General features: G+C 66.3%; 24 protein-coding genes and 1 tRNA gene. 15 read left to right on the top strand and 10 right to left on the bottom strand.

Annotated features, from left to right (window positions below):
* Positions 1-53 precede the first annotated feature (53 nt).
* The 3 genes from ACSQ24_RS13315 to ACSQ24_RS13305 are packed head-to-tail and all read right to left on the bottom strand — an operon-like array spanning position 54 to position 2,197.
* Positions 54-497: a GtrA family protein gene (locus ACSQ24_RS13315; RefSeq protein WP_436095136.1), complete on the bottom strand. Its 444-nt coding sequence runs from the start codon at positions 495-497 to the stop codon at positions 54-56.
* Positions 475-1,176, bottom strand: a complete 702-nt coding sequence (locus ACSQ24_RS13310) for a class I SAM-dependent methyltransferase (RefSeq protein WP_436095135.1) — start codon at positions 1,174-1,176, stop codon at positions 475-477. The genes ACSQ24_RS13315 and ACSQ24_RS13310 overlap by 23 nt, the downstream gene beginning before the upstream one ends.
* Positions 1,169-2,197, bottom strand: coding sequence for a glycosyltransferase family 2 protein (locus tag ACSQ24_RS13305; RefSeq protein ID WP_436097885.1), 1,029 nt, complete (start codon positions 2,195-2,197; stop codon positions 1,169-1,171). The genes ACSQ24_RS13310 and ACSQ24_RS13305 overlap by 8 nt, the downstream gene beginning before the upstream one ends.
* Positions 2,198-2,369: 172 nt before the next feature.
* Between ACSQ24_RS13305 and ACSQ24_RS13300 the strand changes: the two genes are divergently transcribed.
* Positions 2,370-2,446: transfer RNA gene (locus ACSQ24_RS13300), tRNA-Asp, on the top strand.
* A 105-nt stretch (positions 2,447-2,551) separates the two neighbouring features.
* On the opposite strand, the gene ACSQ24_RS13295 is transcribed toward ACSQ24_RS13300, so the two are convergent.
* From ACSQ24_RS13295 to ACSQ24_RS13275, 5 genes are all read right to left on the bottom strand, one after another.
* Positions 2,552-3,328 carry an amino acid ABC transporter ATP-binding protein gene (locus ACSQ24_RS13295; protein ID WP_436095134.1) on the bottom strand — a complete coding sequence of 259 codons (777 nt, stop codon included), beginning with the start codon at positions 3,326-3,328 and terminating at the stop codon, positions 2,552-2,554.
* Positions 3,325-3,981 (bottom strand): amino acid ABC transporter permease, encoded by a 657-nt coding sequence (locus ACSQ24_RS13290; RefSeq protein WP_436095133.1) that lies wholly within the window; start codon positions 3,979-3,981, stop codon positions 3,325-3,327. Before ACSQ24_RS13290 ends, ACSQ24_RS13295 begins: the two co-directional genes overlap by 4 nt.
* A gap of 6 nt (positions 3,982-3,987) precedes the next feature.
* On the bottom strand, positions 3,988-4,647 hold the full coding sequence (locus tag ACSQ24_RS13285; RefSeq protein ID WP_436095132.1) for an amino acid ABC transporter permease: 660 nt from the start codon (positions 4,645-4,647) through the stop codon (positions 3,988-3,990).
* Between the two features lie 18 nt (positions 4,648-4,665).
* Positions 4,666-5,511: a transporter substrate-binding domain-containing protein gene (locus ACSQ24_RS13280; protein ID WP_436095131.1), complete on the bottom strand. Its 846-nt coding sequence runs from the start codon at positions 5,509-5,511 to the stop codon at positions 4,666-4,668.
* Between the two features lie 132 nt (positions 5,512-5,643).
* The gene (locus ACSQ24_RS13275) at positions 5,644-7,149 is read right to left on the bottom strand and encodes a M81 family metallopeptidase (protein WP_436095130.1); all 1,506 of its coding nucleotides are present in this window, start codon (positions 7,147-7,149) and stop codon (positions 5,644-5,646) included.
* A gap of 184 nt (positions 7,150-7,333) precedes the next feature.
* Between ACSQ24_RS13275 and ACSQ24_RS13270 the strand changes: the two genes are divergently transcribed.
* The 6 genes from ACSQ24_RS13270 (at position 7,334) to ACSQ24_RS13245 (ending at position 15,240) form a co-directional block, all read left to right on the top strand.
* Positions 7,334-8,794: a M81 family metallopeptidase gene (locus ACSQ24_RS13270; protein ID WP_436095129.1), complete on the top strand. Its 1,461-nt coding sequence runs from the start codon at positions 7,334-7,336 to the stop codon at positions 8,792-8,794.
* Positions 8,785-10,089 (top strand): alanine racemase, encoded by a 1,305-nt coding sequence (locus ACSQ24_RS13265; RefSeq protein ID WP_436095128.1) that lies wholly within the window; start codon positions 8,785-8,787, stop codon positions 10,087-10,089. The genes ACSQ24_RS13270 and ACSQ24_RS13265 overlap by 10 nt, the downstream gene beginning before the upstream one ends.
* Positions 10,090-10,253: 164 nt before the next feature.
* A complete protein-coding gene (locus ACSQ24_RS13260) occupies positions 10,254-11,789 on the top strand; it encodes a M81 family metallopeptidase (protein ID WP_436095127.1) in 1,536 nt (511 codons plus the stop codon).
* A gap of 34 nt (positions 11,790-11,823) precedes the next feature.
* Complete coding sequence (locus ACSQ24_RS13255; RefSeq protein WP_436095126.1) at positions 11,824-13,365, top strand: ABC transporter substrate-binding protein; 1,542 nt, start codon at positions 11,824-11,826, stop codon at positions 13,363-13,365.
* A gap of 52 nt (positions 13,366-13,417) precedes the next feature.
* Complete coding sequence (locus ACSQ24_RS13250) at positions 13,418-14,296, top strand: ABC transporter permease (RefSeq protein WP_436095125.1); 879 nt, start codon at positions 13,418-13,420, stop codon at positions 14,294-14,296.
* Positions 14,293-15,240 (top strand): ABC transporter permease, encoded by a 948-nt coding sequence (locus ACSQ24_RS13245; RefSeq protein WP_436095124.1) that lies wholly within the window; start codon positions 14,293-14,295, stop codon positions 15,238-15,240. The genes ACSQ24_RS13250 and ACSQ24_RS13245 overlap by 4 nt, the downstream gene beginning before the upstream one ends.
* 8 nt (positions 15,241-15,248) lie before the next feature.
* Here ACSQ24_RS13245 and ACSQ24_RS13240 read toward each other — a convergent pair whose 3' ends face one another.
* Entirely contained in the window at positions 15,249-16,040 is a 792-nt protein-coding gene (locus tag ACSQ24_RS13240) for an IclR family transcriptional regulator (protein ID WP_436095123.1), read from the bottom strand.
* A 135-nt stretch (positions 16,041-16,175) separates the two neighbouring features.
* Between ACSQ24_RS13240 and ACSQ24_RS13235 the strand changes: the two genes are divergently transcribed.
* The gene (locus tag ACSQ24_RS13235; RefSeq protein WP_436095122.1) at positions 16,176-17,489 is read left to right on the top strand and encodes an aspartate aminotransferase family protein; all 1,314 of its coding nucleotides are present in this window, start codon (positions 16,176-16,178) and stop codon (positions 17,487-17,489) included.
* Positions 17,490-17,603: 114 nt separating this feature from the next.
* Positions 17,604-17,966 (top strand): hypothetical protein, encoded by a 363-nt coding sequence (locus ACSQ24_RS13230; RefSeq protein WP_436095121.1) that lies wholly within the window; start codon positions 17,604-17,606, stop codon positions 17,964-17,966.
* 64 nt (positions 17,967-18,030) lie between these two features.
* On the opposite strand, the gene ACSQ24_RS13225 is transcribed toward ACSQ24_RS13230, so the two are convergent.
* Positions 18,031-18,627, bottom strand: coding sequence for a YcbK family protein (locus ACSQ24_RS13225; protein ID WP_436095120.1), 597 nt, complete (start codon positions 18,625-18,627; stop codon positions 18,031-18,033).
* Positions 18,628-19,057: 430 nt separating this feature from the next.
* Here ACSQ24_RS13225 and ACSQ24_RS13220 point away from each other — a divergent pair, with 430 nt between their 5' ends.
* The 6 genes from ACSQ24_RS13220 (at position 19,058) to nuoE (ending at position 23,747) form a co-directional block, all read left to right on the top strand.
* Positions 19,058-19,423, top strand: a complete 366-nt coding sequence (locus ACSQ24_RS13220) for an NADH-quinone oxidoreductase subunit A (protein WP_110491427.1) — start codon at positions 19,058-19,060, stop codon at positions 19,421-19,423.
* A 77-nt stretch (positions 19,424-19,500) separates the two neighbouring features.
* A complete protein-coding gene (locus ACSQ24_RS13215) occupies positions 19,501-20,079 on the top strand; it encodes a NuoB/complex I 20 kDa subunit family protein (RefSeq protein WP_436095119.1) in 579 nt (192 codons plus the stop codon).
* Entirely contained in the window at positions 20,076-20,399 is a 324-nt protein-coding gene (locus tag ACSQ24_RS13210) for an antibiotic biosynthesis monooxygenase (RefSeq protein WP_436095118.1), read from the top strand. Before ACSQ24_RS13215 ends, ACSQ24_RS13210 begins: the two co-directional genes overlap by 4 nt.
* 4 nt (positions 20,400-20,403) lie before the next feature.
* A complete protein-coding gene (locus ACSQ24_RS13205; protein ID WP_436095117.1) occupies positions 20,404-21,009 on the top strand; it encodes an NADH-quinone oxidoreductase subunit C in 606 nt (201 codons plus the stop codon).
* A gap of 12 nt (positions 21,010-21,021) precedes the next feature.
* Positions 21,022-22,212, top strand: a complete 1,191-nt coding sequence (locus ACSQ24_RS13200; protein WP_436095116.1) for an NADH-quinone oxidoreductase subunit D — start codon at positions 21,022-21,024, stop codon at positions 22,210-22,212.
* A gap of 287 nt (positions 22,213-22,499) precedes the next feature.
* Positions 22,500-23,747 carry an NADH-quinone oxidoreductase subunit NuoE gene (gene nuoE, locus ACSQ24_RS13195; protein ID WP_436095115.1) on the top strand — a complete coding sequence of 416 codons (1,248 nt, stop codon included), beginning with the start codon at positions 22,500-22,502 and terminating at the stop codon, positions 23,745-23,747.
* Positions 23,748-23,753: the final 6 nt, after the last annotated feature.

Raw genomic sequence — 23,753 nt, 5'->3', positions numbered from 1 at the left:
TTCCGCAGCAGGCGATGGCGAGTCGGCCACGGGTTGGACGGTTTGGCTAGCGCTCATGGCTTGCGGACTGCGGCGTCAGGCGGCGACGATACCCGCAAACCGGGACGGCCGACGAACACGTACCGGGACGAGCCGAGATAGAAGAGGATGGAATAGGTGCAGAGGCCCGCAAGCTGGGCCAGGGGCGATTCCACGAACCCGAGTGATCTCGCCAGGGCCAGGACCGCGAGATTCGCACAATACGCGATGAGGAAGACGAGCATATAGCGACGGCCCTCGCTCATGCGCGAGCCCGCGTCGCTGCGGAAGGTCCAGCGCCGATTGAGCGCGAATCCGGCGAGGAGCCCGGCGGCATAGCCGGCTGCGTTCGAGACGATATCGCCCCAGCCCAAGGCAAGACCCGTCAGGATAACGGCGTAGCCGAGCGCGGTGTTGACAATCCCGACCACCCCAAATCGCAGCACGCGCAGCCGCTCAGGCGGCTGATTTGACTGCATGGACAAAATACTGCGCTCCGAGGGGGAAACGGGTGAGATAGCGTTCGAGCGGTCGCAGCCGCGCGAGCACCCGCGGGAAGAAGATTCTGTAGACGGTCCTGGTTCTCGGCAGGCCGGCCGCTGCGATTCTGGCGCACATGTCGTTCGCTGCGATCAGAACGGCATCCTTGTCGAACGGACAGCTCCGCACGGCATGCCTGGTCAACGGGTTGAGAGGGTTGTGTTCGAACAGGAAAAGGCTGCCGCCGGGAGCGAGTACTCGCGCGATCTCGCTGAGCAATCCGGCTTGCAGCTGCTCGGGGATATGGTGAAAGACGCAGGCGGCGAAGACGACATCGAACCGTCCCTCCGGAAAAGGGATCGTTTCGCCGTCGAACGGCGTGAAGCGCGCCTGCCCGGGGAAGCGTTGTGCCGCCATATCGAGCGATTGTGCCGATGGGTCGAGCAGCACGATCTCGGCATTGGGGAAGATCGCGCGCATAGGACCCAGCGAGTTGCCGATGCCGGCGCCGAAGTCGAGAATCCGGTTTGGACGGCGCCCCGCCGCCATGAGGGTCGTCGCGATATCCTCGATCTTGTACTTGGCGAAAAAATCCGGCGTCTCGCCACTCATGCGAATGCTGGCGGCGTGCTGCTGCTGATAGTCGAGAGCGAACTGGTCGAATTCCGCCTCAGGCACCGACGATACCCTTCACCCGTTCTTGCAGCTCGTGCACGGGGCTGCCTTGGGCCCCGGCCGTACCGTCACAGACGATTTCGGCGACGATGTAGAGCGGGCGGCGCTTCGTCTCCATGTACATGCGCCCGAGATACTCGCCGAAGATGCCGAGCACGAGCAATTGGACGCTGCCGAGGATGAGGATGATCGCGGCAAGGCTGGTCCAGCCAGGCAGGGTGTTGCCGGCCAGCCATGACATGATGGTGTAGCCGAGGACACATAGTCCGAGCACGCCAAAACCCATCCCCAGATGCGACGCGAATCGCAAGGGCGCGATGGAGAAACTCGTCATCGCATCGAAGGCGAGAAGCAGCATCTTCTTCAGCGGATAGTGCGTCGTTCCCGCAAAGCGCGGATGCCTTTCATATGGAAAGGCCACCTGCCGCAAGCCGATCCAGCTCACCATGCCGCGTACGAAGCGGTAGCGCTCAGGCATCGCGTTCAGATGGTCGAGCGTACGCCGGCTCATCAGGCGGAAATCCCCGGCGTCCGCAGCGATCTCGACATCGACTATCCGCCGCAGCAGGCGATAGAACAGGGCGGCGCTGGAGCGTTTGAACAGGCTCTCGCCGTCGCGCTTCCGGCGCTGGCCGTAGACGACGTCGAAACCTTCATCCATCTTCGCCATCATCGCGGCGAGCAGTTCCGGCGGATCCTGGAGGTCTGCGTCGAGGATCAGGCAGCGTTCGCCCCGGCAAAACTCGAGCCCCGCGGTGAGTGCGATCTGGTGGCCGTAGTTGCGGGCGAGGTCCATGGCGACGACATGGCTGTCATGGCGAGCGAGATCGAGAATCGCTTCCCGGGTACCGTCGGTCGCGCCGTCGATGATGAGGACGATTTCGTAGGATGGCCCGACCGCTGCCAGGCAGGCCGCGCTCACGCGCCGATGCAGCTCGGCGATGCCGTCCCGCTCGTTGTAGCAGGGCACCACGACCGACAGCGCTATGCTGTGTCGAAAGGCGCCGTGATGAGGGTCGGCCATGAGCTGCATCCACGTTTTCGCAAGGATGGACCAGTTCGGTTGGAGAATGGTTAAATCCGGCAAGACATGGCGTGGCATCGACGATCAACAATTTGACGGCTTCAGTGCTTGACAGTCAGGGCCCGGGGCCATAATCCCAACCCCGCCGAGGACATGTTCCTCCGCCGCCCGCGCGGGCGTAGCTCAGTTGGTTAGAGTGCCGGCCTGTCACGCCGGAGGTCGCGGGTTCGAGCCCCGTCGCCCGCGCCATTTCAAACGATTTCCCAGAACGTTGCATCGATTCCTTTGCATGCGCCGAAAGCATTCGAAGCGGTGTCTTTGACATACGGATGACGCGGCCTGCCGGCCGCAACCTCAATGTCGCGTGGTCCGCAGGAATTCGGCGAGACGCGCATTTTTCGGCGCGCCGAAGATCTGGGCGGGCGGTCCGTCCTCGACGATGCGCCCTTGCTCCATGAAGACGACGCGGCTGGAGACGTCACGGGCGAAGCGCATCTCGTGCGTGACGATCAGCAATGTCGCCCCGTCGTCGGCGATGCCCTTCACCGTGTTGAGGACCTCCTGGACGAGCTCGGGATCGAGCGCCGAGGTCACCTCGTCGAGGAGCACGAGCTTCGGGTTCATCGCGAGCGCCCGCGCGATGGCGACGCGCTGCTGCTGGCCGCCGGAGAGCTGGCTCGGATAGTGCTCGGCGCGGGCGGCGAGCCCGACGCGGTCGAGCCAGCTTTCGGCGATGGCGCGAGCTTCGGCCTTCGGCAGCCTGAGCACCTTGCGCAGGCCGAGCATGACGTTGCCGGCGGCGCTGAGATGCGGGAACAGGTTGAAGCTCTGGAAGACCATGCCGGTCATCGCGCGCTGGCGCGACAGCTCCCGATCGCCCAGCCGCTGGCGCCGGCCATGGCTCGCGCGATAGCCGATCGTCTCGCCGTCGAGAACGATGTCGCCGCCCTGATACTCCTCGAGCAGGTTGACGCAGCGCAGCAGCGTCGTCTTGCCCGAGCCACTGGAGCCGATGATCGAGACCACATCGCCCTGGCCCAGCTCGAGGTCGACGCCCTTGAGCACTTCGGTTGAGCCGAACTGTTTCTTCAGTCCGCGGATAGCGAGGAGGGAGGGCTGCTTGTCGTTCATCCGGGCTGCCCCACGCGTCTTTCGACGGCTTTGCCGAGCTGATCCAGGACGATGTTGATCGCGAGGTAGAGGATGCCCGCGAAGACATAGAACTGGATGGTCATGAAGTTGCGGCCGATGACCTCCTGCGTCTTCAGCAGGAGCTCGCCGACGCCGATGATAGAGAGCAGGCTGGAGCCCTTGATCAGCTCGACGCCGGTGTTGATCCAGGGCGGCAGGGCCGAGCGGACCGCCTGCGGCAGCAGCACATAGGCGAGGAGCTGCGGATATGTCAGGCCGATGCTGCGACCCGCCTCGGCCTGCCCGGGCGGGATCGCCTGCAGCGAGCCGCGCATCAGCTCCCCGATATGGGCGCCGGCGAACAGCGCCAGCGCCAGGATGCCGGCTTGCGTCGGGCCGAGGCTGAGGCCTGCGACCGCCGGAATGTAGTAGGCGGCGAGGATCAGCACGAGCACGGGTGTGCCGCGCATGATGTCGACATAGACGCGGAAGGGCAGGCGCAGCCACCATGGCGCATAGGCGAGCTGGATGCCGACGATGACGCCGAGCAGCGTGCCGAACAGGATCGAGGCGGCCGCGCTCCCGATCGTCAGCAGAAGGCCCTCCCAGAGAGGCCAGCGGGCGATCCAGAGCTGATCGAGGAAAGCTTGCATGGCTGCTCAGAACTTCGGGAAACGTCGTTCGAGGCTGCGCAGCAGCGCTGCGATGACCACGCAGGCGGCGATGTAGAGCCCGCTCGCCACCGTCCAGGTCTCGATCACGCGGAAGGTGTCGACATTGATCTTGCGCGCCTCGAAGGTCAGCTCCGGCACGGCGATGGCGGCGGCGATCGAGCTGTCCTTGAACATGCCGATGAAGGTGTTGCCGAGCGAGGGCAGGGCGTTGCGCAGCATGATCGGCGCCACGACCGACATGTTCGTCTGCAGCCGCGTCAGGCCGATCGCGCGCGCCGCCTCGATCACGCCCTTGGGCACGGAGGTGAGCCCGGCCCGGAACACCTCGGTGAGGTAGGCGCCGGAATAGAGCGCAAGCGCGCCGGCGAAGCTCTGATATTTGTCGAGTGTGATCCCGGCTTGTGGCAGGGCGAAATAGGCCAGCAGCACCAGCACGAGCAGCGGCAGGTTGCGGATCAGCGCGACGTAAGTAGCCGCAAGGCCGCGCAGCACGCGATAGGGACCGACGCTGGCGAAGGCGGCCAGCAGGCCGAGCACCGTGCCGATCGCGACGGCGACGACGGCGAGCCCGAGGCCGAGGGCCAGCCCTGACAAAAGCTTGTCGAAGCTGGCCCAGACGGCGCCGAAATGCAGCGAATACTCCACCGGGGGACCGCTCCCGGCTCAGCGGAATTCCTGCGGGAAGCCGATCTTGGGCTCGGGCGGCGTCTCGCCGAACCAGCGCTCATAGGCCGCCTTGTAGACCGGGAAAGTCGTCCCGGTCATCGACTCACGCAGCGCAATGTTGACGAAGTTGAGCCAGTCCGGATCACCCTGCTTGACGATGCAGGAATAGGTCTGCGGGTTCCAGCTGAAGCCGGAATCCACATAGCGGCCGGCGTTCTGCTTCATGTAGTAGCGCAGCGACGAGGAATCGGTGGCGGCTGCCTGGGCGCGGCCCGAGTTCAGGGCCTGGTACATCAGGTCGACGCTCTCGAACTGGTCGACCTTGGCCTCCGGCAGCGCATCCTTGACCATCTTCTCGGCGAACACGTTCTGCAGCACCGAGACCGTGACCTTGCTGCCGGCCGCCTTCATCGCGGCATAGTCGGCATAGGGGCCGCCGGCGACGAGCATCAGGCTGACGCCCTCGCGATAATACGGAACGGTGAAGGCGACCTGCTGGGCGCGGGCGGCCGTCACGGTCACGAACTGGCAGGCGATGTCGACCTTGCCGGTGACGATGTTCGGGATGCGGGCGTCGGAGGCCTGGTTGACGAACTCGATCTTGTTGGGATCGTCGAACAGGCCCTGCGCGATGATCCTGGCGATCTCGATGTCGAAGCCGACGAGCTCGCCCTTCTCGTTGCGGAAATGCCAGGGCGGATTGGTGCTGCCGGTGCCGACGACGAGCTTGCCGCGGCTCAGCACCTCCTTGAGTTTGCCCTGCGCCGAGGCGCCGGTGGCGGGCAATAGAGTGCAGGCGACCACTCCGAGCCCTGCGGCGATCTTCATCAGATTCTGAAACATGGCATCCCCTTCGCCTGTCGTTGAAAACCGCTCGATGGCAGGCGGCGACAAGCAGACGACGCATCGCCTTCCGCGAACAAGATGCGCCTGTTCCGCGAGAGGAAACAGGGGCTTTGCCAGCTGCGCCTCTCTCTAAGCGCGGCCCGCGCCAGCGTGGATCGGAAAGACCGGCTTGCGCAAACGCGTATAGGGCAATCCGACAATCTTGCTGGTGCAGGGGCCGGGCGTCGCCACGGTGAAGCTTCCCCTAGCGATCTTGTCATAGGCGCGCCGATGCGCCACCGCCGCCTTGACGCCGATGGCCTTCAGGCCTTCCGGGTTAATGCCTTGCGAGCGGAACTGTCCGAGGTCGAAGGGCGGCGTCTTGCGGCTGGTCAGCAGGATGGTGACGCCGGCGACCTTGACCACCACGCTCGGCCCCATGCTGAAGCGCGAGCCCTGTGAGGCGGCAAGATGGCTGTTGAGGTCTTCGAGCGCGAACTCGCCATCGCTCGCACTGACGAAGACCGCATCGGCCTCGACCGGCCCTTCGGCGATGGCGCTGCCCTTGCCGCCGATAGAGAGACTGCGCACCTCGCCGGGCATGGCACCGGCCATCGCCGCGACCGCAGCCGGATCGGCAATGGCGACGGCGCAATTCTCGACGCCATGGCGCAGGAAGGCGCGCAGGACCGAGGTGCCGTCGCCAGGCGCACCGCCGCCGATATTGTCGGCCGGCTCGACGACGATGTAGGGGCCGCCCGGCGAGCGCATGATCTCGGCGATCGCCTGGTCGAGGTCCCATTCCGCCGGCAGGCCGAGCTCGCGCAGCTCCGTCGCGGTCCGCGTCAGGCGGTCGAGCGCGTCCCTGGCGGCGGCGTCCGGCCCGGTGAACGCGACGGCGAAGGCGACGCCGGCTTCCGGCACATCCGAGAAGGAATAGCCACCGACGACGTTCGCAACCCAGATCGCCGGATTGTCCTGCTCGATCTGGCGTGCCAGTGCTTCCAGGTCTTTCATCGGTCGATCGGCTGTGCCGGTACCCGTCGGCGGCCACATCACCGGCGCGTTGCAGGAGAGCATGTGTGGCAGCTCACCCTCGTTCAAAGCCCGCGCCAGCAACCGCGCCGAGCGCACGGCGGAGTCGCGCGCATCGGTGTGCGGGTTCTCGCGATAGGCGACGAGGGCGTTGGCATTCTGCGCCATGGCGGCGGTGAAATTGGCGTGCAGGTCGAAGACGCTGAAGACGGGGAGCGTCTCGCAGCCAGGCACCGAGCGGATATGGGCAAGCAGCGCGCCCTCCGGATCGGGGCTCTCCGTGGTGACCATGGCGCCATGCAGCGCCAGCCAGATGCCGTCGAGCCCACCGGAGGCGAGCGCGGCCCTCAAACCGGCATCGAACTCGCGCAGGAAGCGCTCGAAGACGGCATGGTCGACGGTGCCGGCGGGCAGGGCTGTATAGTCGACCGTCGGCACGACCTCCCAGCCTTCCGCCGCCGCGACCTCCAGAAAACCATCGACGGTCGAGCCGTCGCCGCGCCGGCGCAGCAGCTCCTCGCCCCGGCGGATGGTGAAATCGGCGAGCGTCGTGATCTCGTCGACGAAGCTGTGCGTCTCGTGGAAGAGCGCTCCGAGCAGGATGCGGCGCGGCCGGGGCATGATCTTGGGGGCTCTCGTGGAGACAGTGCCGCAGCATCACGGCCGCTCGGCTGTTCCGGATCAAGGCTGCATTGTTCCGCCCCAGGGAACGCAGATGCTTTGACAGGGCAAGCCCGCTCCCGGTTTCATGATCATGCCGGCGACCGACGGGGTGGGCGCCGGCGCTGCTCGGGAACGGATCCGCATGCGCGTCTTCACTGCGTCGCTGGCGACGGAAACCAATACCTTCGCGCCGCTCTATGTCGACCGCAGCGCCTTTGAGAACGCCTTCTATTGCCCGCCCGGCACGCATCCGGATACGCCGACGCTGTGCTCTGCGCCGATCGTCGCGGCGCGCCGCCGCGCCGCCAGCGAGGGCTACGAACTGGTCGAGGGCACGGCGACCTGGGCGGAGCCTGCCGGACTGGTCTCGAGCGAGGGCTATGAGAGCCTGCGCGACGAGATCCTCGACCAGCTTCAGGCGGCGCTACCGGTCGATATCGTGCTGCTCGGTCTGCACGGCGCGATGGTGGCGCAGGGCTATGACGATTGCGAGGGCGACTTGATCACGCGGGTGCGGGCGCTCGCCGGCCCGAACTGCGTCATCGGAGTCGAACTCGACATGCACTGCCATCTCAGCGCTGAGATGGTCGACGGAGCCGACATCATCGTCGCCTTCAAGGAGTTCCCGCATACCGACTTCCTGGCGCGGGCCGAGGATTTGCTGGACCTCTGCCTCCGGGCTGCGCGCGGCGAGGTGAAGCCGGTGAGCGCGGTGTTCGATTGCCGAGGGCTCGCCGCCTTCATGACCAGCCGCGAGCCCGGCCGCAGCTTCGTCGACCGCATCATGGCGATGGAGGGCCTGGACGATATCCTCAGCATCTCCGTCGCGCACGGCTTCCAGGCGGCGGACGTCGCCGATGTCGGGACCAAGGTCCTGGTTATCGCCGACGGCGACCGGGACAAGGCCGCCGCGCTGGCGAAGCGGTTCGGGCTCGAGATCCTGGGCTGGGGGCAGGGCGCTTCGCCAAAGCACTACAAGCCGGAGGAGGGCATGACGGCGGCGCTGGCTCTGGCTGAGCCGGGCCGGCCCGTCATCCTCGCCGATCGCTGGGACAATCCCGGTGGTGGTGTCGCCGGCGATTCCTCCGTGATGGTCGAGGCGCTGCTGCGCCATCCCGAGATTCCGGCGGCGATCGGCGCACTCTGGGACCCCGTCGCGGTCAGCCTCTGCCGGGCCGCCGGAGTCGGGGCCGAGATCCCGCTGCGCTTCGCCGGGAAGGCAGCGCCGTCCTCCGGCCGGCCGATCGATGCCATCGTGCAGGTCGTCGGGACGACGAAGGATTTGCTGATCCCGTTCGAGCAGAGCTGGGTTTCGCTCGGCCCTGCGGCGGCGATCCGGATCGGCCGGCTCGACATCGTCCTGGCCTCGACCCGGGCCCAGACCTTCAGTCCGCCGGTCTTCACCGATCTCGGCATCGATCTCGCCGCAAAGACGCTGGTCGTGGTCAAGTCCTCGAACCATTTCCACGCCGCCTTCGCGCCGATCGCCGCGAGCGTGCTCTATCTCGACAGTGGCGGGCCCTACCCGCCCGACGCCAGCAAAATTCCCTACACCAAGGTCAAGCGCCCCTTTTCTCCACTGGATCCGAACCCATGGCTGTAGCCTCTCACACCGTCCTGCCGCGCCTGTCTCTCGGCGAGATTGAAGACCAGCGCCTCGACGGGACCATCAAGGGCGTGCCGCCCGGAACCTCCCTGCGGCTCGGCGAGATCGGCCGGCAGGGCTGGAACGTCCTTGCCGGCGACATGCCGATGCCGCTCGCCGTCATTCGCGAGAGCGTGCTCAAGACGAACAGCGCCTGGATGGCCGCCTTCACCGCCGCCAACGGCCTGCTGATCGCCCCGCACGGCAAGACGACGATGGCGCCGCAGCTCTTCGACCTGCAGATCGCCGACGGCGCCTGGGCTATCACGGTTGCAACCGTGCAGCAGCTCGCCATCTGCCGTCGGTTCGGCGTCGAGCGCGTCATCCTTGCCAACCAGCCGGTCGGCCGGCAGGAGATCGCCGCCTGCTTCGACGCCCTGCGGGAGCCGGACTTCGAGCTCTACTGCCTCGCCGACAGCATCGCTGGCGTCGCACTGCTGGCAGAGGCTGCCGCAAGGCATCGCAGCGCCAACCCGCTGCGCATCCTCGTCGAGATCGGCTTCATGGGCGGGCGCACCGGCGCCCGCAGCCAGGCGGAGGCGCTCGCCGTTGCGCGCGCGGTTGCCGCTTCATCCGGATTACGGCTCGCCGGCTTCGAATGCTTCGAGGGGCTGCTCAGCGAGCCGAAGGCGGCAGATCGACTGCTTGACGAAGTGGTCGCGACGGCTGCGGCGGCTGAAGCCGAGGGCCTGCTCGGTCCCGAACCGATGGTGTTGAGCGCCGGCGGAACCTCGCTGTTCGACCGCGCCGGCGAGCGCTTCAACGCTGCCTCCTTCGCGCGGCCGATCCTCAAGCTGTTGCGCTCAGGCTGCTATCTCACCCATGACTCGACGACCTACACGGCCTCCTTCCGCCGGATCACCATGGAGACCAGCCTGACCCTGCCGCCCGGCGGGCTGGAGCCAGCGCTGGAAGTCTGGGCCTATGTCCAGTCGCAGCCCGAGCGCGGGCGCAGCCTGCTCACCGTCGGCAAGCGCGACATCAGCTACGATTCCGGGCTGCCGGTGCCGCTGCGCTGGTTCCGGCCAGGCGGGGCGATGGCGCGCCCGGAGCCGATGCCGGCCGGGCATACGGTGCTCGCGCTCAACGACCAGCACTGCCATCTCGGCACGCCGCTGGAGAGCCCGCTCCAGGTCGGCGACATGGTCGCCTTCGGCATCGGCCATCCCTGCACGACCTTCGACAAATGGGCGCACCTGATGCTGGTCGACGATGATTATCGCGTGACCGGGGCGGTCCGGACCTTCTTCTGACGCTTTCGCTTTGCGTTCCTTCCTGCGGAACGTCGAATCCTTGACGCGAAATGGTTGCCGCAATTACGCTTTTGCCATGTCGCAGTCCTCCGTCTCGGCCGATTGGCGCTGCCAGACCGAGACCTGCGGGGAGCGGGCCGCCGCGTGTGATCGGCGACCAGGCGATGGAAGCCGACGTCCGGGAGGTCGATGTGCGTCTTGCCTTGATCCACATTGTGCAGGAGACGAACGACTTCAATCCGGTGCTGACGACGCTCGCCGATTTCCAGGCCTTCGGGCTTTATGAGGGCGAGGAGATCGCGCGGCGTTTCGGCGATATCGGCCAGATCGGCGGCCACTATGCCGCCATCCGGGAGTCCGGCCTCGAGGTCGAGACCATCCCGGTCATCCGCGCCTGGGCGGTGGCCGGCGGGCGGATCTCGCGCGAGGCCTTCGATTTCTTCCAGGAAAAGATCCGCATCGGTCTCGAAGCCATCGGCCCGATCGATGGCCTCGTCCTGCATCTGCATGGCGCTTGCGCCGCCGAGGGCGTCGACGATGTCGAGGGCGAGCAGGCCGCGCTCTGCCGGCAGATCCTCGGGCCCGAGATCCCGATCCTGCTCGGGCTCGATCATCACGCCAACGTCACCCACAAGATCATGGCCAATTGCACGGCCATCGTCGGCCACCGGACCCAGCCGCATGATGTCTTCGACACCGGCAAGGTCGGGACGCAGGTGCTGCTGCGCATCCTGACCGGCAAGCTCAGGCCGGTCATGGCCTGGCGCAAGATTCCGCTGCTCTCGCATCAGGAGCAGTTCCTGACCTCGAAAGGCCCGATGAAGCGCTGGTTCGACCGGGCGAGGGCGCTCGAGGCCGATCCGCGCGTGCTGCAGGCCTCGAATTATCCGATGCAGCCCTGGCTCGACGTCGCCGAGGGCGGCTGGTCGACCATCGTCGTCACCGATGGCGACGAGGCCCTGGCCGAGCGGCTGGCGGACGAGCTCGCCGATCTCGCCTGGTCGATGCGCGACGATTTCCAAGTGCGGGAAGCGGTCCCGGTCGACGAGGCCGTGCGCGCGGGCGACGCTGCCGAGCACGGCATCATCGTGCTGAGCGACACCGGCGACACGGTCTTTGGCGGCGCGGCCGGCGACAGCAACCTGATCCTGGAATCGATCCTACGGCAGGGCACGAAGAGCCGGACGCTGATCCCGCTGATCTCGCCGCAGGCGGTCGCGGCACTGGTCGCAGCCGGCGAGGGTGCTGAGGTGACCCTTCCGCTCGGCGGCGACGCGGCGATCGCCTTCTTCAAGCCGCTGACCGTGACCGGGCGGGTACGGCGGATCGGTGGTGGCCCGGTCCGGCTGGACTACAATCACCAGCCGGAGGTCGACATGGGCCGCGTCGTCATCTTCGATGTCGGGCCGGTGACCTTGCTGATCAGCGAACTGCGCGGCGTCGCCGGCAATGTGCCTGATGTCTACGAGGCCTTCGGCATCGACCTCGCCGACTACAAGATGGCGGTGCTCAAGACCGCCTCGAACTTCCAGTATTTCTCTCCGATCACCTCGCAGGTGATCCGCGCCGACACGCGCGGGCCGGGGCAGTCGGATGTCTTCACCCTGCCGTGGCAGCGCATCCCACGGCCGGTCTACCCATTGGAGGAGATAAGTGACTGGCGGGCGCATTCGTCCCAGCCGGGAGCGGGAACGGGCTGATTGTCGACCTGAAGCAAAAACAAAGGGGAGAGCGATGACAAAGCTGTCGCGACGTCAATTCTGCATGACCGGCCTCGCTTTGGTGGGGACAGCGCCGCTGATGGCGGCGAGCCCGGCGTCGGCCCAGCAGCTCAAGGGTGGCACGCTGCGCGTTGCTGTGCTGAGCGAGCTCGCCAATTTCGACCCGCAGCAGCTCTCGACGGTCAATTTCCACGTCATCAAGAACCTCTATGACAGCCTGATCGAGTACGCCCCGGACGGAAAGCCGCTGCCAAGCCTGGCGAGCGCATGGACGATCGCGCCGGACAAGACTTCGGTCAGCCTGACGCTGCGCGACGGCGTCACCTTCCACAGCGGCGCGCCGTTCAAGGCCGATTCCGTGTTGGCGACGCTGCAGAAGGGTGCCGATCCCAAGCGCGGCAAGAACGTCTTCTCGACCATGTCGATCGTGAAGGACTGGTCGGCGCCGGACGAGCGCACGGTGGTGATCAACTTCAAGGCGCCGGCGCCCGAGCGGCAGATCCTCGACCTCCTGCAGTTCCTGATCCCGATCGAGGCCAAGGGGATCGACACAGTCGAAACCGTGCCGGCCGGCACCGGCCCCTATACGCTGGTCAGCCGCGCCGTCGGCCAGGGGCTGACCCTCAAGGCCAATCCGAAATACTGGCGCGAGAAGCAGCCGATCGCGCAGGACCTTGTCTTCACCGTGTTCAGCGAGGACGCTGCCGCCACGGCTGCGCTTGAATCGGGCGCGGTCGACATCGTCTATAACGGCTCCTCGCGCAGCGCGGTGCGGTTGAAGGGGGCCGGCTATCAGGTCTTCGCCGGGCCGGGTCCGCTCGTGCAGGTGTTCCGCATCAACTCGACGCGCGGACCCTTCCGCAACAAGTCGTTCCGGCAGGCCTTCAACTACCTGATCGACCGCGCCAGCGTCCTGCGCGTCGGCTATGCCGGAATGGGCAAGGTGGTGGCACTGCCATGGGCGCCGGCGAGCCCGGCCTTCGACGACGGTTACACCAAGACTTATGCTTATGACCTTGAAAAGGCGAAGAAGCTTACTGCCGCCTCGGGGCTTTCTGCGGATGAGATGAAGGGCTGGAAGCTGCTGGTCAACGGCAGCGACGAGGCCTCCGTCACGATCAGCCAGATCGTGCAGGGTTCGCTGCAGAAGATCGGCGTGCCGATCGAGCTCGATATGCGCCAGGGCGCCGAATACGTCACCGCGCTGCTCGGTGGCGACTTCGCCGCGACCTTCGGCGCGGTCGGCAACATCCAGAAGTTCCCGTCGCGCGTCACGACCAATTCGATCTACCGCACCTCCGGCAATCCGATCCTCAAGGATCCGCACCCGCATCCGGACTATGTCGCGGCGATCGCCAAGGTCGACGCCGCGACGGGCGGCGAAGCGGAGGTGAAAGCGGCCTATGACAACCTCAACCGCGTCATGGTCGAGGAGGCTTTCGGGATTCCGACGAACTCCTACGATGTCGGCCTGATCGTCGCCTCCGAGAAGATCGGCGGCATCACGCTCGACATCGACAACCTCTTCATCGCCCGCACCATTGGATTCAAATGAGGCGGTGGGAAGCAGCTGCGCCGGCAGCTGACATTACGCGCGGCGGCACGCAATGAAGGAGACGTGGGCTGCCCTGGGAAGCCTGCTGTGCCGGCTCGTCGCCCGGCGCGGCCCGGCTCTCAGCCTCGCCTTCCTCGCTCTGGTCGCGCTGACAGCGGCCTTCGCCGGCCTCCTGCCGCTCGATCCGCTGGCCCAGAGCATCGCGGATTCGCTGAGGCCACCCTCGGGCGAGAGCTGGTTCGGCACCGACGAACTCGGCCGCGATATCCTGGCGCGGGTGGTCTATGGCGCACGCACCTCGCTGGTCACCGCCTTTGGCGCGGTCCTGATCGCGGCGCTGATTGGCGTCCCGGTCGGGTTGATCGCTGGCTTCTACGGTGATTGGCGCGATTCCCTGCTCATGCGCTGCATCGACGTGTTGCTAGCCTTGCCGAACATCCTTTTCGCCATGGCGCTGATCGCCGTGCTCGGCCGCAGCCAGGGGGCGGCTCTGATCGCAGTCGGCATCGCCGGCATACCGGGCTTCGCCCGCATCGCCAGGGCGCAGGTGATGGCGCTGCGCCAGCTCGACTTCGTGATGGCGGTGCGCAGCTTTGGTGGTCGCCCAGGCTACATCATGCTCCGGACCCTGCTGCCCAATATCCTGAGCCCTCTGGTCGTACAGGCGATCGTGCTGGCCTCGGTTGCGATCCTGCTCGAGGCGGCGCTCGCCTTTCTCGGCGTCGGCGTGCCGCCGCCGACGCCGAGCTGGGGCGAGATGCTGCGCACCGGCAAATCCTATCTCTACGAGGCGCCGAGCTATGCTGTGCTGCCCGGCCTTGTGCTGACGCTGACCATCCTCTCCTTCGACACGATCGGCCGGGCCCTGACCGCGATCCTCGACCGGGACGAGACCGATGCCTCCGGCGCGACGATCGGAGGCCGGCGATGACGGGGTATGTCCTGCGCCGGCTCGCCCAGATGCTGCCAGTGCTGCTGATCGCCTCCTTCGCGATCTTCGCGATGATCTACGCCGTGCCGGGTGGACCGGTCGCGGTCATCGCAGGCGAGAACGCCTCGCCCGAGGAGATCGCCGAGGTGACGCGGCGGTTCGGCTTCGACCGGCCGATGGTCGTTCAGTACGCCGATTGGCTCGGCCGGGCCGTTACCGGCGACTTCGGCCTGTCGCTGCACAGCCGCCAGCCGGTGCTGCACCTGATCGGCGAGCGCCTGCCGGCGACGCTGCAGCTCGCGCTTTCGGCCATCGTCGTCGCGCTCGTCATCGGCATTCCCGTCGCGATCGCCAGCGCGGTCAGGGCGAATTCCTGGCTCGACCGCGTGCTCAGCGGCTGGAGCGCGCTCGCGCTCGGCGTGCCGACCTTCTGGCTCGGCATCCTGCTGATCCTGCTCTTCGCGGTGGAACTGCGCTGGCTGCCCTCGGCGTCGCGTTATGTGCCGCTCTGGGAAGCGCCGCTCGATGCCTTGCGCAGCCTCGTCCTGCCGGCGCTGACGCTCGGAATCTATGTCTCGGGCGTGCTCGGGCGCTTCCTGCGGGCGTCGCTGATCGGCGAGGCACGGGCCGACTATGTCCGCACCGCCCGCGCCAAGGGCGTGCCGGAGAAGCGCATCGTCGGCCTGCACATCATGCGCAACGCGCTTTTGCCCTTCGTCACCATCGTCGGGCTGATGATGGCGCACTTCATTGGCGGCGCCGTGGTGACCGAGGCGGTCTTCACCTATCCGGGGCTAGGGCGCCTGTTGATCCAGGCGATCACCACCCGCGATTATCCGCTGATCCAGGGCTGCATCCTGGTCATTCTGATCGCCTATATGCTGATCAACCTCGCGGTCGACATGCTCTACGCTTGGATCGATCCGCGGATCGAGTATCGATGAGCGCCGCTTCAGCGCGCAGCGGTCTCCGGCTGCGAGCCGAGACGGGCGGAAATGTCGGCCGCGACCTGGCGCAGCCGCGTGCCCGCCTTCGCCGCCAACGAATGCGGCATGCGCATCAGCGGCGCCGAGATCGAAAGCGCCGCGACCGGATGGCCGTCTTCGTCGAGGATCGGCGCACCGATGCACATGGCGCCGTCCTCGTTTTCCCCCATTTCCGTAGCGTAGCCGGTCCGCGCCACCTGTCGCAGCTGCCGCTCGATCTCCTCGCGCTCGATCAGCGTGCGGCCGGTGCGCTCGGTCAGCGGCAGGTCGAGCTGGCGACGACGTTCGGCCTCGGGCAGGAAGGCGAGGATCGCCTTGCCGAGTGCGGTCGAGTGCATCGGATGGCTGTCGCCGATGCGGGCCTGCATCCTGAGCGAGCGATTGGCCTCGATCAGGTCGATGTAGACGATCGTGCCATTGCCCTTCACCGCAAGATTCACCGTCTCGTTGAACTCGTGCATCAGCTCGACCATCGCCGGGCGGGCGAGCTCGCGGATCTTGCTGACGCTGGCGTCGGCACGGGCAATGGAGCGCAGCTGCGGACCGAGATTGTAGCGGTCCGTGGCGCGGTTGTGGTCGAGGAAGCCGGCGGCGGTCAGCGTCTGCAGATAGCGGAAGGTCGTCGTCTTCGGGATCCGCAGTTCCTTGCTCACCGCGGTGAGCGCGATCTCATGGCCGTGGCGCGCGACCAGTTCGAGCACCCTCAGCGCCTTCATCACCGGCTGCACGACGTAAGGGTTGTCGGTTGTCTTCGGCATGGCCACTCCAATCACCCGGTGAAGGATATGTCCGCATAGCCAGCATGATCGAATTCCGCAACGCGAAACTCGTGTTCCTTTACGCGGATAGATCGGTCTGGTCTGCTCGACGGAACAGCAGCGGAGGCGACGCACGTGGCAGCGAATGGCACCCATCAGGCGGGGACACTGCGCTTCGAGGAATCGGCCCGGCAGGTCGCCGAGAATGCGCGCTTCGTCGCGGGCGGTGTGAACAGCAATTTCCGACTCGGCATGGCGCCGGGACCGCTCGTCTTCGAGCGCGGCGAGGGCGCCTACCTCATCGACGTCGATGGCAACCGGATCATCGACTACTACTGCGGCATGGGCGCGACGGTGCTCGGCCACAATCCGGCGCCCGTGCTCGAGGCGGTCCGGAAACAGGCGGAGAAGGGCATCCTCTTCGCCGGCCAGGCGCCGGTCGAATACGAGGCGGCGAGGCTGATCTGCGAGCGCATTCCGTCAGCCGAGCGGCTGCGCTTCGGCTCGTCGGGCTCGGAGGTGGCGCAGGCCGCGATGCGGCTGGCGCGCGCCGCCACGGGCAGGCGCATCATCGTCAAGTTCGAGGGCCACTATCATGGCTGGTTCGACAACATCCTCTGGTCGACCGCGCCCGGCCTCAACGCGGCGGGGCCGGACGACGCGCCGACCCCGGTGATCGGCAGCAAGGGCCAGGACCCGGCGGCGGGCGAGGGGCTCTCCATTCTCCGCTGGAACGATCTGGCAGCGCTGGAAGCCCGCCTCGCCAAGGGCGATGTCGCCGCGGTCTTGATGGAGCCGGCCATGTGCAATCAGGGCGCCATTGCGCCGGCGCCGGGTTATCTCGAAGGCGCGCTCGCCGCCTGCCGCAAGCACGGTGCGCTCCTGATCTTCGACGAGGTGATCACCGGCTTCCGTCTCGGCCGTGGCGGCGCTCAGGAACGCTTCGGTGTCACGCCCGATCTCACCATCATGGCGAAAGCGATCGCCAACGGCTTTCCGGTCGCGGCGATCGCCGGCCGGGCCGACCTGGTCGACCTGTTCGCCGACGGCGTACTGCATGGCGGCACGTTCAACGCCCAGCCGATCGCGATGGCGGCGATGGTGGCGACGCAGAAGCTGCTGACGCCCGAGCATTACGAGCGCAGCTCCAGCCATGGCCAGCGCCTGCAGGATGGTATCCGCGCGATCCTGGCCGAGGCGGGGATCAAGGCTGAGGTTGCCGGCTTCCCGCTGATGTTCCATGTCGCCTTCGGGCTCGATGCGCCGGCACGGGACTACCGGGACGTCGCGCGCTCGGACAAGGCCGCTTACAGCCGCTTTGCCCATGCGCTGCTCAAGCGCGGCGTTCGTGTGCTCGAGCGCGGCGCGTGGTTCGTCTCCTCGGAGCATGACGGAAAGGTCGTCGATGCCACGCTCGAGGCGGTTCGGGCCGTTGCCCGGGAGATGTAGGCAGCTCATTGTTCAACCCAAGTGCGGCGCCTTCTCCGGTGTCGACAGGAACAATCCTGGGGCGTGGTAGTTGCTGTTCAGGGTTGGCCCGTTCCGGGCAGTTGGAGGAAACAGATGCGTAAACGGACTTTCATCGCGGCTTTGATCAGTGGCCTGGCCCTGTCGGCCCCTGCATGGGCTTCGCCTCCTAGCGAAACTGGCCCGGTTGACGAAGCTGCGATCGCCCGTGCGCTCGACGGCCTCGACGTCGCGTTCACGCGTCATACGCGCGAGCACCGGATGTGGGAAATCCAACGGAATCTCGATCGGCAGAATCGCGGCCGCGGCTATGGCGGGCGCGGCTACGATCGTGACTATGGCTATGGGCGTGGACGCGGCTACGACCGTGGCTATGGCAACGGGCGCGGCTATGACGGCTATGGTGGGAGAGGTTATATCCGGGGAGGCGATCCCTATCGCGGCAGCGCCGTTCCCTGAAACGTCGGCGCCCTCGAGCGCATCGGATTGAAGGTGCTTCCCGCTCTTGTGTCCGATGCCTTGCCTACCAGGGGCGCCGCGGGCCGGTGTCGATATGGATCAGCCCGTTCCAGTAGACTTTGTTGCCGCCAACCTCGGATAAGTTGCGAGCCCACTCCAGAACGGTGCGCGGCCTGACGCCGGGCACCCGAAAGTCCATTGCCTCGCAGCGCTTGTGATAGGAGCCGCGCCGTGCCCGCCAGGGCGGACGCCAGGTCGAGGTCACCTTCACCGCCCCGTATTTGTCCGAGATCTTTCCGAGTATCGCCTTCAGGACCGGCGGCAGGCAGACGATCGAGGTGCCGGGGTCGGTCGAGATTCCCGGCTTGTCGGGCTTCTCGTTCGGATCGAAGGCGGGCTCTTCGCCGACCTGGCCCGGCGTGCGCTGCGGCCATTCCGGTCCCTCGTCGTCATCCGGCTGGGCGAGGGTGGGTGCAGGCCCCGGTGTCGTTGCGAGGCTGGCTTCGACCAGGGGCGCCGGGACAACGACGATCGGTGGCGCGCCCGGCTTGATCTGCAGGTCGAGATCGAAGGGGCGTTCGGGCGGCAGAGGGGCGAGCATCATCTGCTGCGCGAAGACCGAGCTACCGAAGACCACGACAGCGACGCAGGCCCCGGCCAACGCGAATCTCTGCGTTGAATTCATGAGGCGGCGGATGCCGATGGCAGGACAGCGACCATGATGCCGCAATCACGATGTGTTGGCCTCGGCATTCCCGCAACGGGTCTCCTGACGCCTCGGCGGTGCTTGCGCGACGAATCGAGCCGGCGCCGAAGGTTGACGTTGCGTCCCCGTGTGCCACGCTTCGGTGCGCCGCGACAACCGCCTTGCCGCGCCTGCACCTCTTCGTGAGAATCGACGCCAAAACGGCCGGGAATCGCGCCGCTTGCGAGAGTCGGGTCGACATATGCGGCAAAGACATGGCGATAGCCGCGTTGTGCGGCGCGGCGAACCCTTGCGTGATTCTAAAGCAGGGTCTAATCGACTGGCGAGATTGAGGGCGCCGCCTCGGCGCCGGGTTGAAGCGGGGTGACAGATGCAAGCTCTTCCTGTGCAGTCCCTGCTGTCGGACTACCTGCCTCTGGTGATCTTCGTCGGCCTGTCGATCGTGATCGGCCTGGCGCTCCTGATCGCGCCCTTCGCCGTTGCCTATTCCAAGCCCGACGCCGAGAAGCTCTCTGCCTATGAGTGCGGCTTCAACGCCTTCGACGACGCGCGCATGAAGTTCGACGTGCGCTTCTACCTCGTCGCCATCCTCTTCATCATCTTCGACCTCGAGGTCGCTTTCCTCTTCCCTTGGGCGGTCGCCTTCGGCGGGCTCGGCTGGTTCGGCTTCTGGTCGATGATGATCTTCCTGGGCGTGCTGACCGTCGGCTTCGTCTACGAGTGGCGCAAGGGCGCGCTCGAGTGGGACTGACCATTTGTCGCGCAGCCTGATACCGTCCTGTCACCGTTCTTACATTCGACGAAAGCTAAAGGTTCGAACTGATGGCCATGACAGCGATCGATCGCGGTGATCCGCTCGTCGCGCCGGCGCCCAGGGGCCTGCTTGGCCCGGACGGCAAGCCGGTCGGCACGCGCGATCCCTTCTTCGTCGAGATCAACAACGAACTGGCCGACAAGGGCTTCCTGGTCACGGCGACCGATGACCTGATCAACTGGTCGCGCACCGGCTCGCTGATGTGGATGACCTTCGGCCTCGCCTGCTGCGCGGTCGAGATGATGCAGATGTCGATGCCGCGCTACGATGTCGAGCGTTTCGGCTTCGCGCCGCGCGCTTCTCCGCGCCAATCCGACGTGATGATCGTCGCCGGCACGCTGACCAACAAGATGGCTCCGGCCCTGCGCAAGGTCTATGACCAGATGCCGGAGCCGCGCTACGTCATCTCGATGGGCTCCTGCGCCAATGGCGGAGGCTACTACCATTACAGCTATTCGGTGGTGCGCGGCTGCGATCGCATCGTGCCGATCGACGTCTATGTGCCGGGCTGCCCGCCGACTGCGGAAGCACTGCTTTATGGCGTGCTGCTGCTGCAGAAGAAGATCCGGCGGACCGGGACGATCGAGCGGTGAGCGAAGCTGGCGCCAGCGTGATGCGGCAGTGGCGGGCGCGGGCCACGCCGGAGGGAGCGCTCGCCTATCGCGCGCATCTCGCCGGCTCGGTGCTGCCGCAGCTGCAGGCGCTCGACGGATTCCGGGGCTTCGCGCTGCTCAATCGCCCGGTTGCCGGCGAGGTCGAGATCACCGTGCAGACCCGCTGGGCGAGCATGGCGGCGATCGCGGCTTTCGCGCAGCCGGATCTGGAAGCAGCTGTAGTCGAGCCGGCGGCGGCCGCCGTTCTGTTGAGCTATGATGGTCTGGTGACGCATCACCAGGTCATTCTCGAAGGATGATGCGATGAGCGAAGAGCTCGTGACATTGGGCGAAGAGATCAAGGCGGCGCTGCCCGGCGCGGTGACCGATATCGTCGTCGCCTATGACGAGCTCACCGTGCTCGCCGAGGCAGCCGAGATCGTGCGGGTTCTCAAGACCCTCTACGACGATGCCCGCTTCCGCTTCGTCAACTTCACCGACATCGCCGGCGCCGATTATCCGCAGCGCGAGAAGCGCTTCGAGGTCGTCTACCACCTGCTCTCGCCGCGCCATAACCAGCGCGTGCGCGTCAAGGTCCAGACCGACGAGGCGACACCGGTCCCTTCGGTGATCGAGGTTTTCCCGGCGGCGAACTGGTACGAGCGCGAAGCCTACGACTTCTACGGCATCCTGTTTTCCAATCACCCGGATCTGCGCCGCATCCTCACCGACTACGGTTTCGAGGGGTATCCGCTGCGCAAGGACTTCCCGCTGACCGGCTTCGTCGAGGTCCGCTATGACGACGAGCAGAAGCGCGTCGTCTACGAGCCGGTGAAGTTGAACCAGGAGTTCCGCAACTTCGACTTCCTCTCGCCCTGGGAAGGGACGGAATACGTCCTGCCGGGCGATGAAAAAGCCAAGACGGCCTGATCGGACTGGGCAATGTCAGAGCACAACATCCGCAACTTCTCGATCAATTTCGGCCCGCAGCATCCGGCGGCGCACGGCGTGCTGCGCCTGGTGCTGGAGCTCGACGGCGAGATCGTCGAGCGTGTCGACCCGCATATCGGCCTGCTGCATCGCGGCACCGAGAAGCTGATCGAGCACAAGACCTACCTCCAGGCGCTGCCCTATTTCGACCGGCTCGACTATGTCGCGCCGATGAACCAGGAGCATGCCTATTCGCTGGCGGTCGAGAAGCTGATGGGCGTGACAGTGCCGCGCCGCGGCCAGCTCATTCGCGTGCTCTATTCCGAGATCGGCCGCATCCTCTCGCACATCCTCAACGTCACCACGCAGGCGATGGACGTCGGCGCGCTCACCCCGCCGCTCTGGGGCTTCGAGGAGCGCGAGAAGCTGATGATCTTCTACGAGCGGGCCTGCGGCGCGCGCATGCACGCCGCCTATGTCCGGCCGGGCGGCGTTCACCAGGACCTGCCGACCTCGCTGATCCACGATATCGCCGAATGGTGCGACCCATTCCTCAAGGTCTGTGACGATCTCGAAGGCCTGCTCACCGACAACCGCATCTTCAAGCAGCGCAATGTCGACATCGGCGTCGTCGATCTCGAGACCTGCTGGAAATGGGGTTTTTCGGGCGTGATGGTGCGCGGCTCCGGCGCGCCCTGGGACCTGCGCAAATCGCAGCCCTATGAGTGCTACGAGGAGCTGGAGTTCGACATCCCCGTCGGCAAGAACGGCGACTGTTACGACCGCTACTGCATCCGCATGGAAGAGATGCGCCAGTCGGTGCGCATCATGAAGCAGTGCTGCGAGAAGCTGCTCTCGGCCGATGGCGGGGGGCCGATCTCCTCGCTCGACGGCAAGATGGTGCCGCCCAAGCGCGGCGAGATGAAGCGCTCGATGGAAGCGCTGATCCACCACTTCAAGCTCTATACCGAGGGCTACAAGGTGCCCGAAGGCGAGGTCTATGCCGCCGTCGAGGCGCCCAAGGGCGAGTTCGGCGTCTATCTGGTCTCGGACGGCACCAACAAGCCCTATCGCTGCAAGATCAAAGCGCCTGGCTTCGCCCATCTCCAGGCCATGGATTTCATGTGCCGCAAGCACATGCTCGCCGACGTCTCGGCGATCCTCGGCTCCCTCGATATCGTGTTCGGGGAGGTCGATCGGTGAGATTGGCCGCTGCCTTGATTGGTCTGCTCGGATGCACGATCGCCGCTTGCGGTGCGTCGGCGCAATCCGGGCCGACCTATCAGCAGCTTGAAGGGGCCGGCTACCGATATGTCGCCAAGGATCAGCCCGGCTATGTGAGTTGGTGTGCGTGGATTTACGTCCGTCGGTGCAACGATCCGGTCTACGCCTGTGACTGTGGCGGCATGAGCACTCAATACGGTCGCTGTTCAATCTCTTCTCCGCGACGTGCACAGCACTATCGCGGCTACTGTCAGGGCTGAGAAATTATGTCCGTCCGTCGTCTCGCGCCCGATCACGTTCAGCCAACCTCCTTCGCCTTCACTGCGGCGAACGAGAACTGGGCTGATCAGCAGATCGCCAAATATCCGGAAGGCCGGCAGGCCTCGGCCGTGATCCCGCTGCTCTGGAAGGCGCAGGAGCAGCATCATGGCTGGCTGCCGCGCGCCGCGATCGAGGAGGTCGCCCGCAAGCTCGGCATGGCGCCGATGCGGGTGCTGGAGGTCGCAACCTTCTACACCATGTTCAGCCTGCAGCCGGTCGGCGAGCACTTCATCCAGCTCTGCGGCACGACGCCTTGCGCGCTACGCGGCGCCGAGGCGCTGAAGAAGGTCTGCGAGGATGTCATCGGCCCGCAGTCGACGGTCACCGCCGACGGCAAGCTGTCCTGGCTCGAGGTCGAATGCCTCGGCGCCTGCTGTAATGCCCCGATGGCGCAGATCAATTTCGACTATTACGAGGATCTGACGCCGGACAATTTCCGCAAGCTGCTCGGCGATCTCCGCGAAGGCCGTCCGACCAAGCCCGGCCCGCAGGTCGATCGCTCCTGCTCGGAGCCGCTCGGCGGCGGCGACACGCTGAAGGATCCGGCCCTCTTCGACGGCTCGGTGATCGGCGCCGGCGACTGGCAGAAGCGCATCACGACGCAGCGCGAAGAAGCAGCGATCAGGATCGCCAGCGAGAAGGCTGCGGCCGAGGCCAAGGCCAAGGCTGAAGCCGAGGCGGCCGCCGCGACAGCCAAGGCCGGCCCGACCGACGTCAAGACCGCGCCGGCTCCCGAGGCCGCCGCTCCTGGCCGCCCCAAGCCCTCCGAGCCGAAGCAGCCGGCCAGCGCCGCGCAGGACACCCCGTCCGCGACGAGCAAGGCGATCAAGGATGCTCCTGCAAAGGGTACCGCCGAGAAGGCGCCTGCGGCCAAGGCAGCTCCTGCTGCCGAGCCAGCTCCTGCCGTGGCCGAATCCAAGCCGCGGCTGCTGACCGCGGCCCGCGGCGGCAAGGGCGACGATCTCGAGCTGATCTGGGGCGTCGGTCCCAAGCTCGGCAGGATGCTCAACGAGATGGGCGTCTGGCATTTCGACCAGGTCGCCGCCTGGACCCCGGCCGAGCTCGCCTGGGTCGATGCAAGGCTGACCGGTTTCAAGGGCAGGGCGGTCCGCGACGACTGGATCTCGCAGGCAAAGAAGCTCGCTACCGGCTGGCGGCCGGAGAGCAAGCTCGGCGACAAGCCGGTCGGGTGAGGGCGG

This window comes from Allobosea sp. LjRoot237 (assembly GCF_964253285.1).
GTDB lineage: Bacteria > Pseudomonadota > Alphaproteobacteria > Rhizobiales > Beijerinckiaceae > Allobosea.
This window is presented reverse-complemented; position numbering and strand designations above follow the sequence as displayed.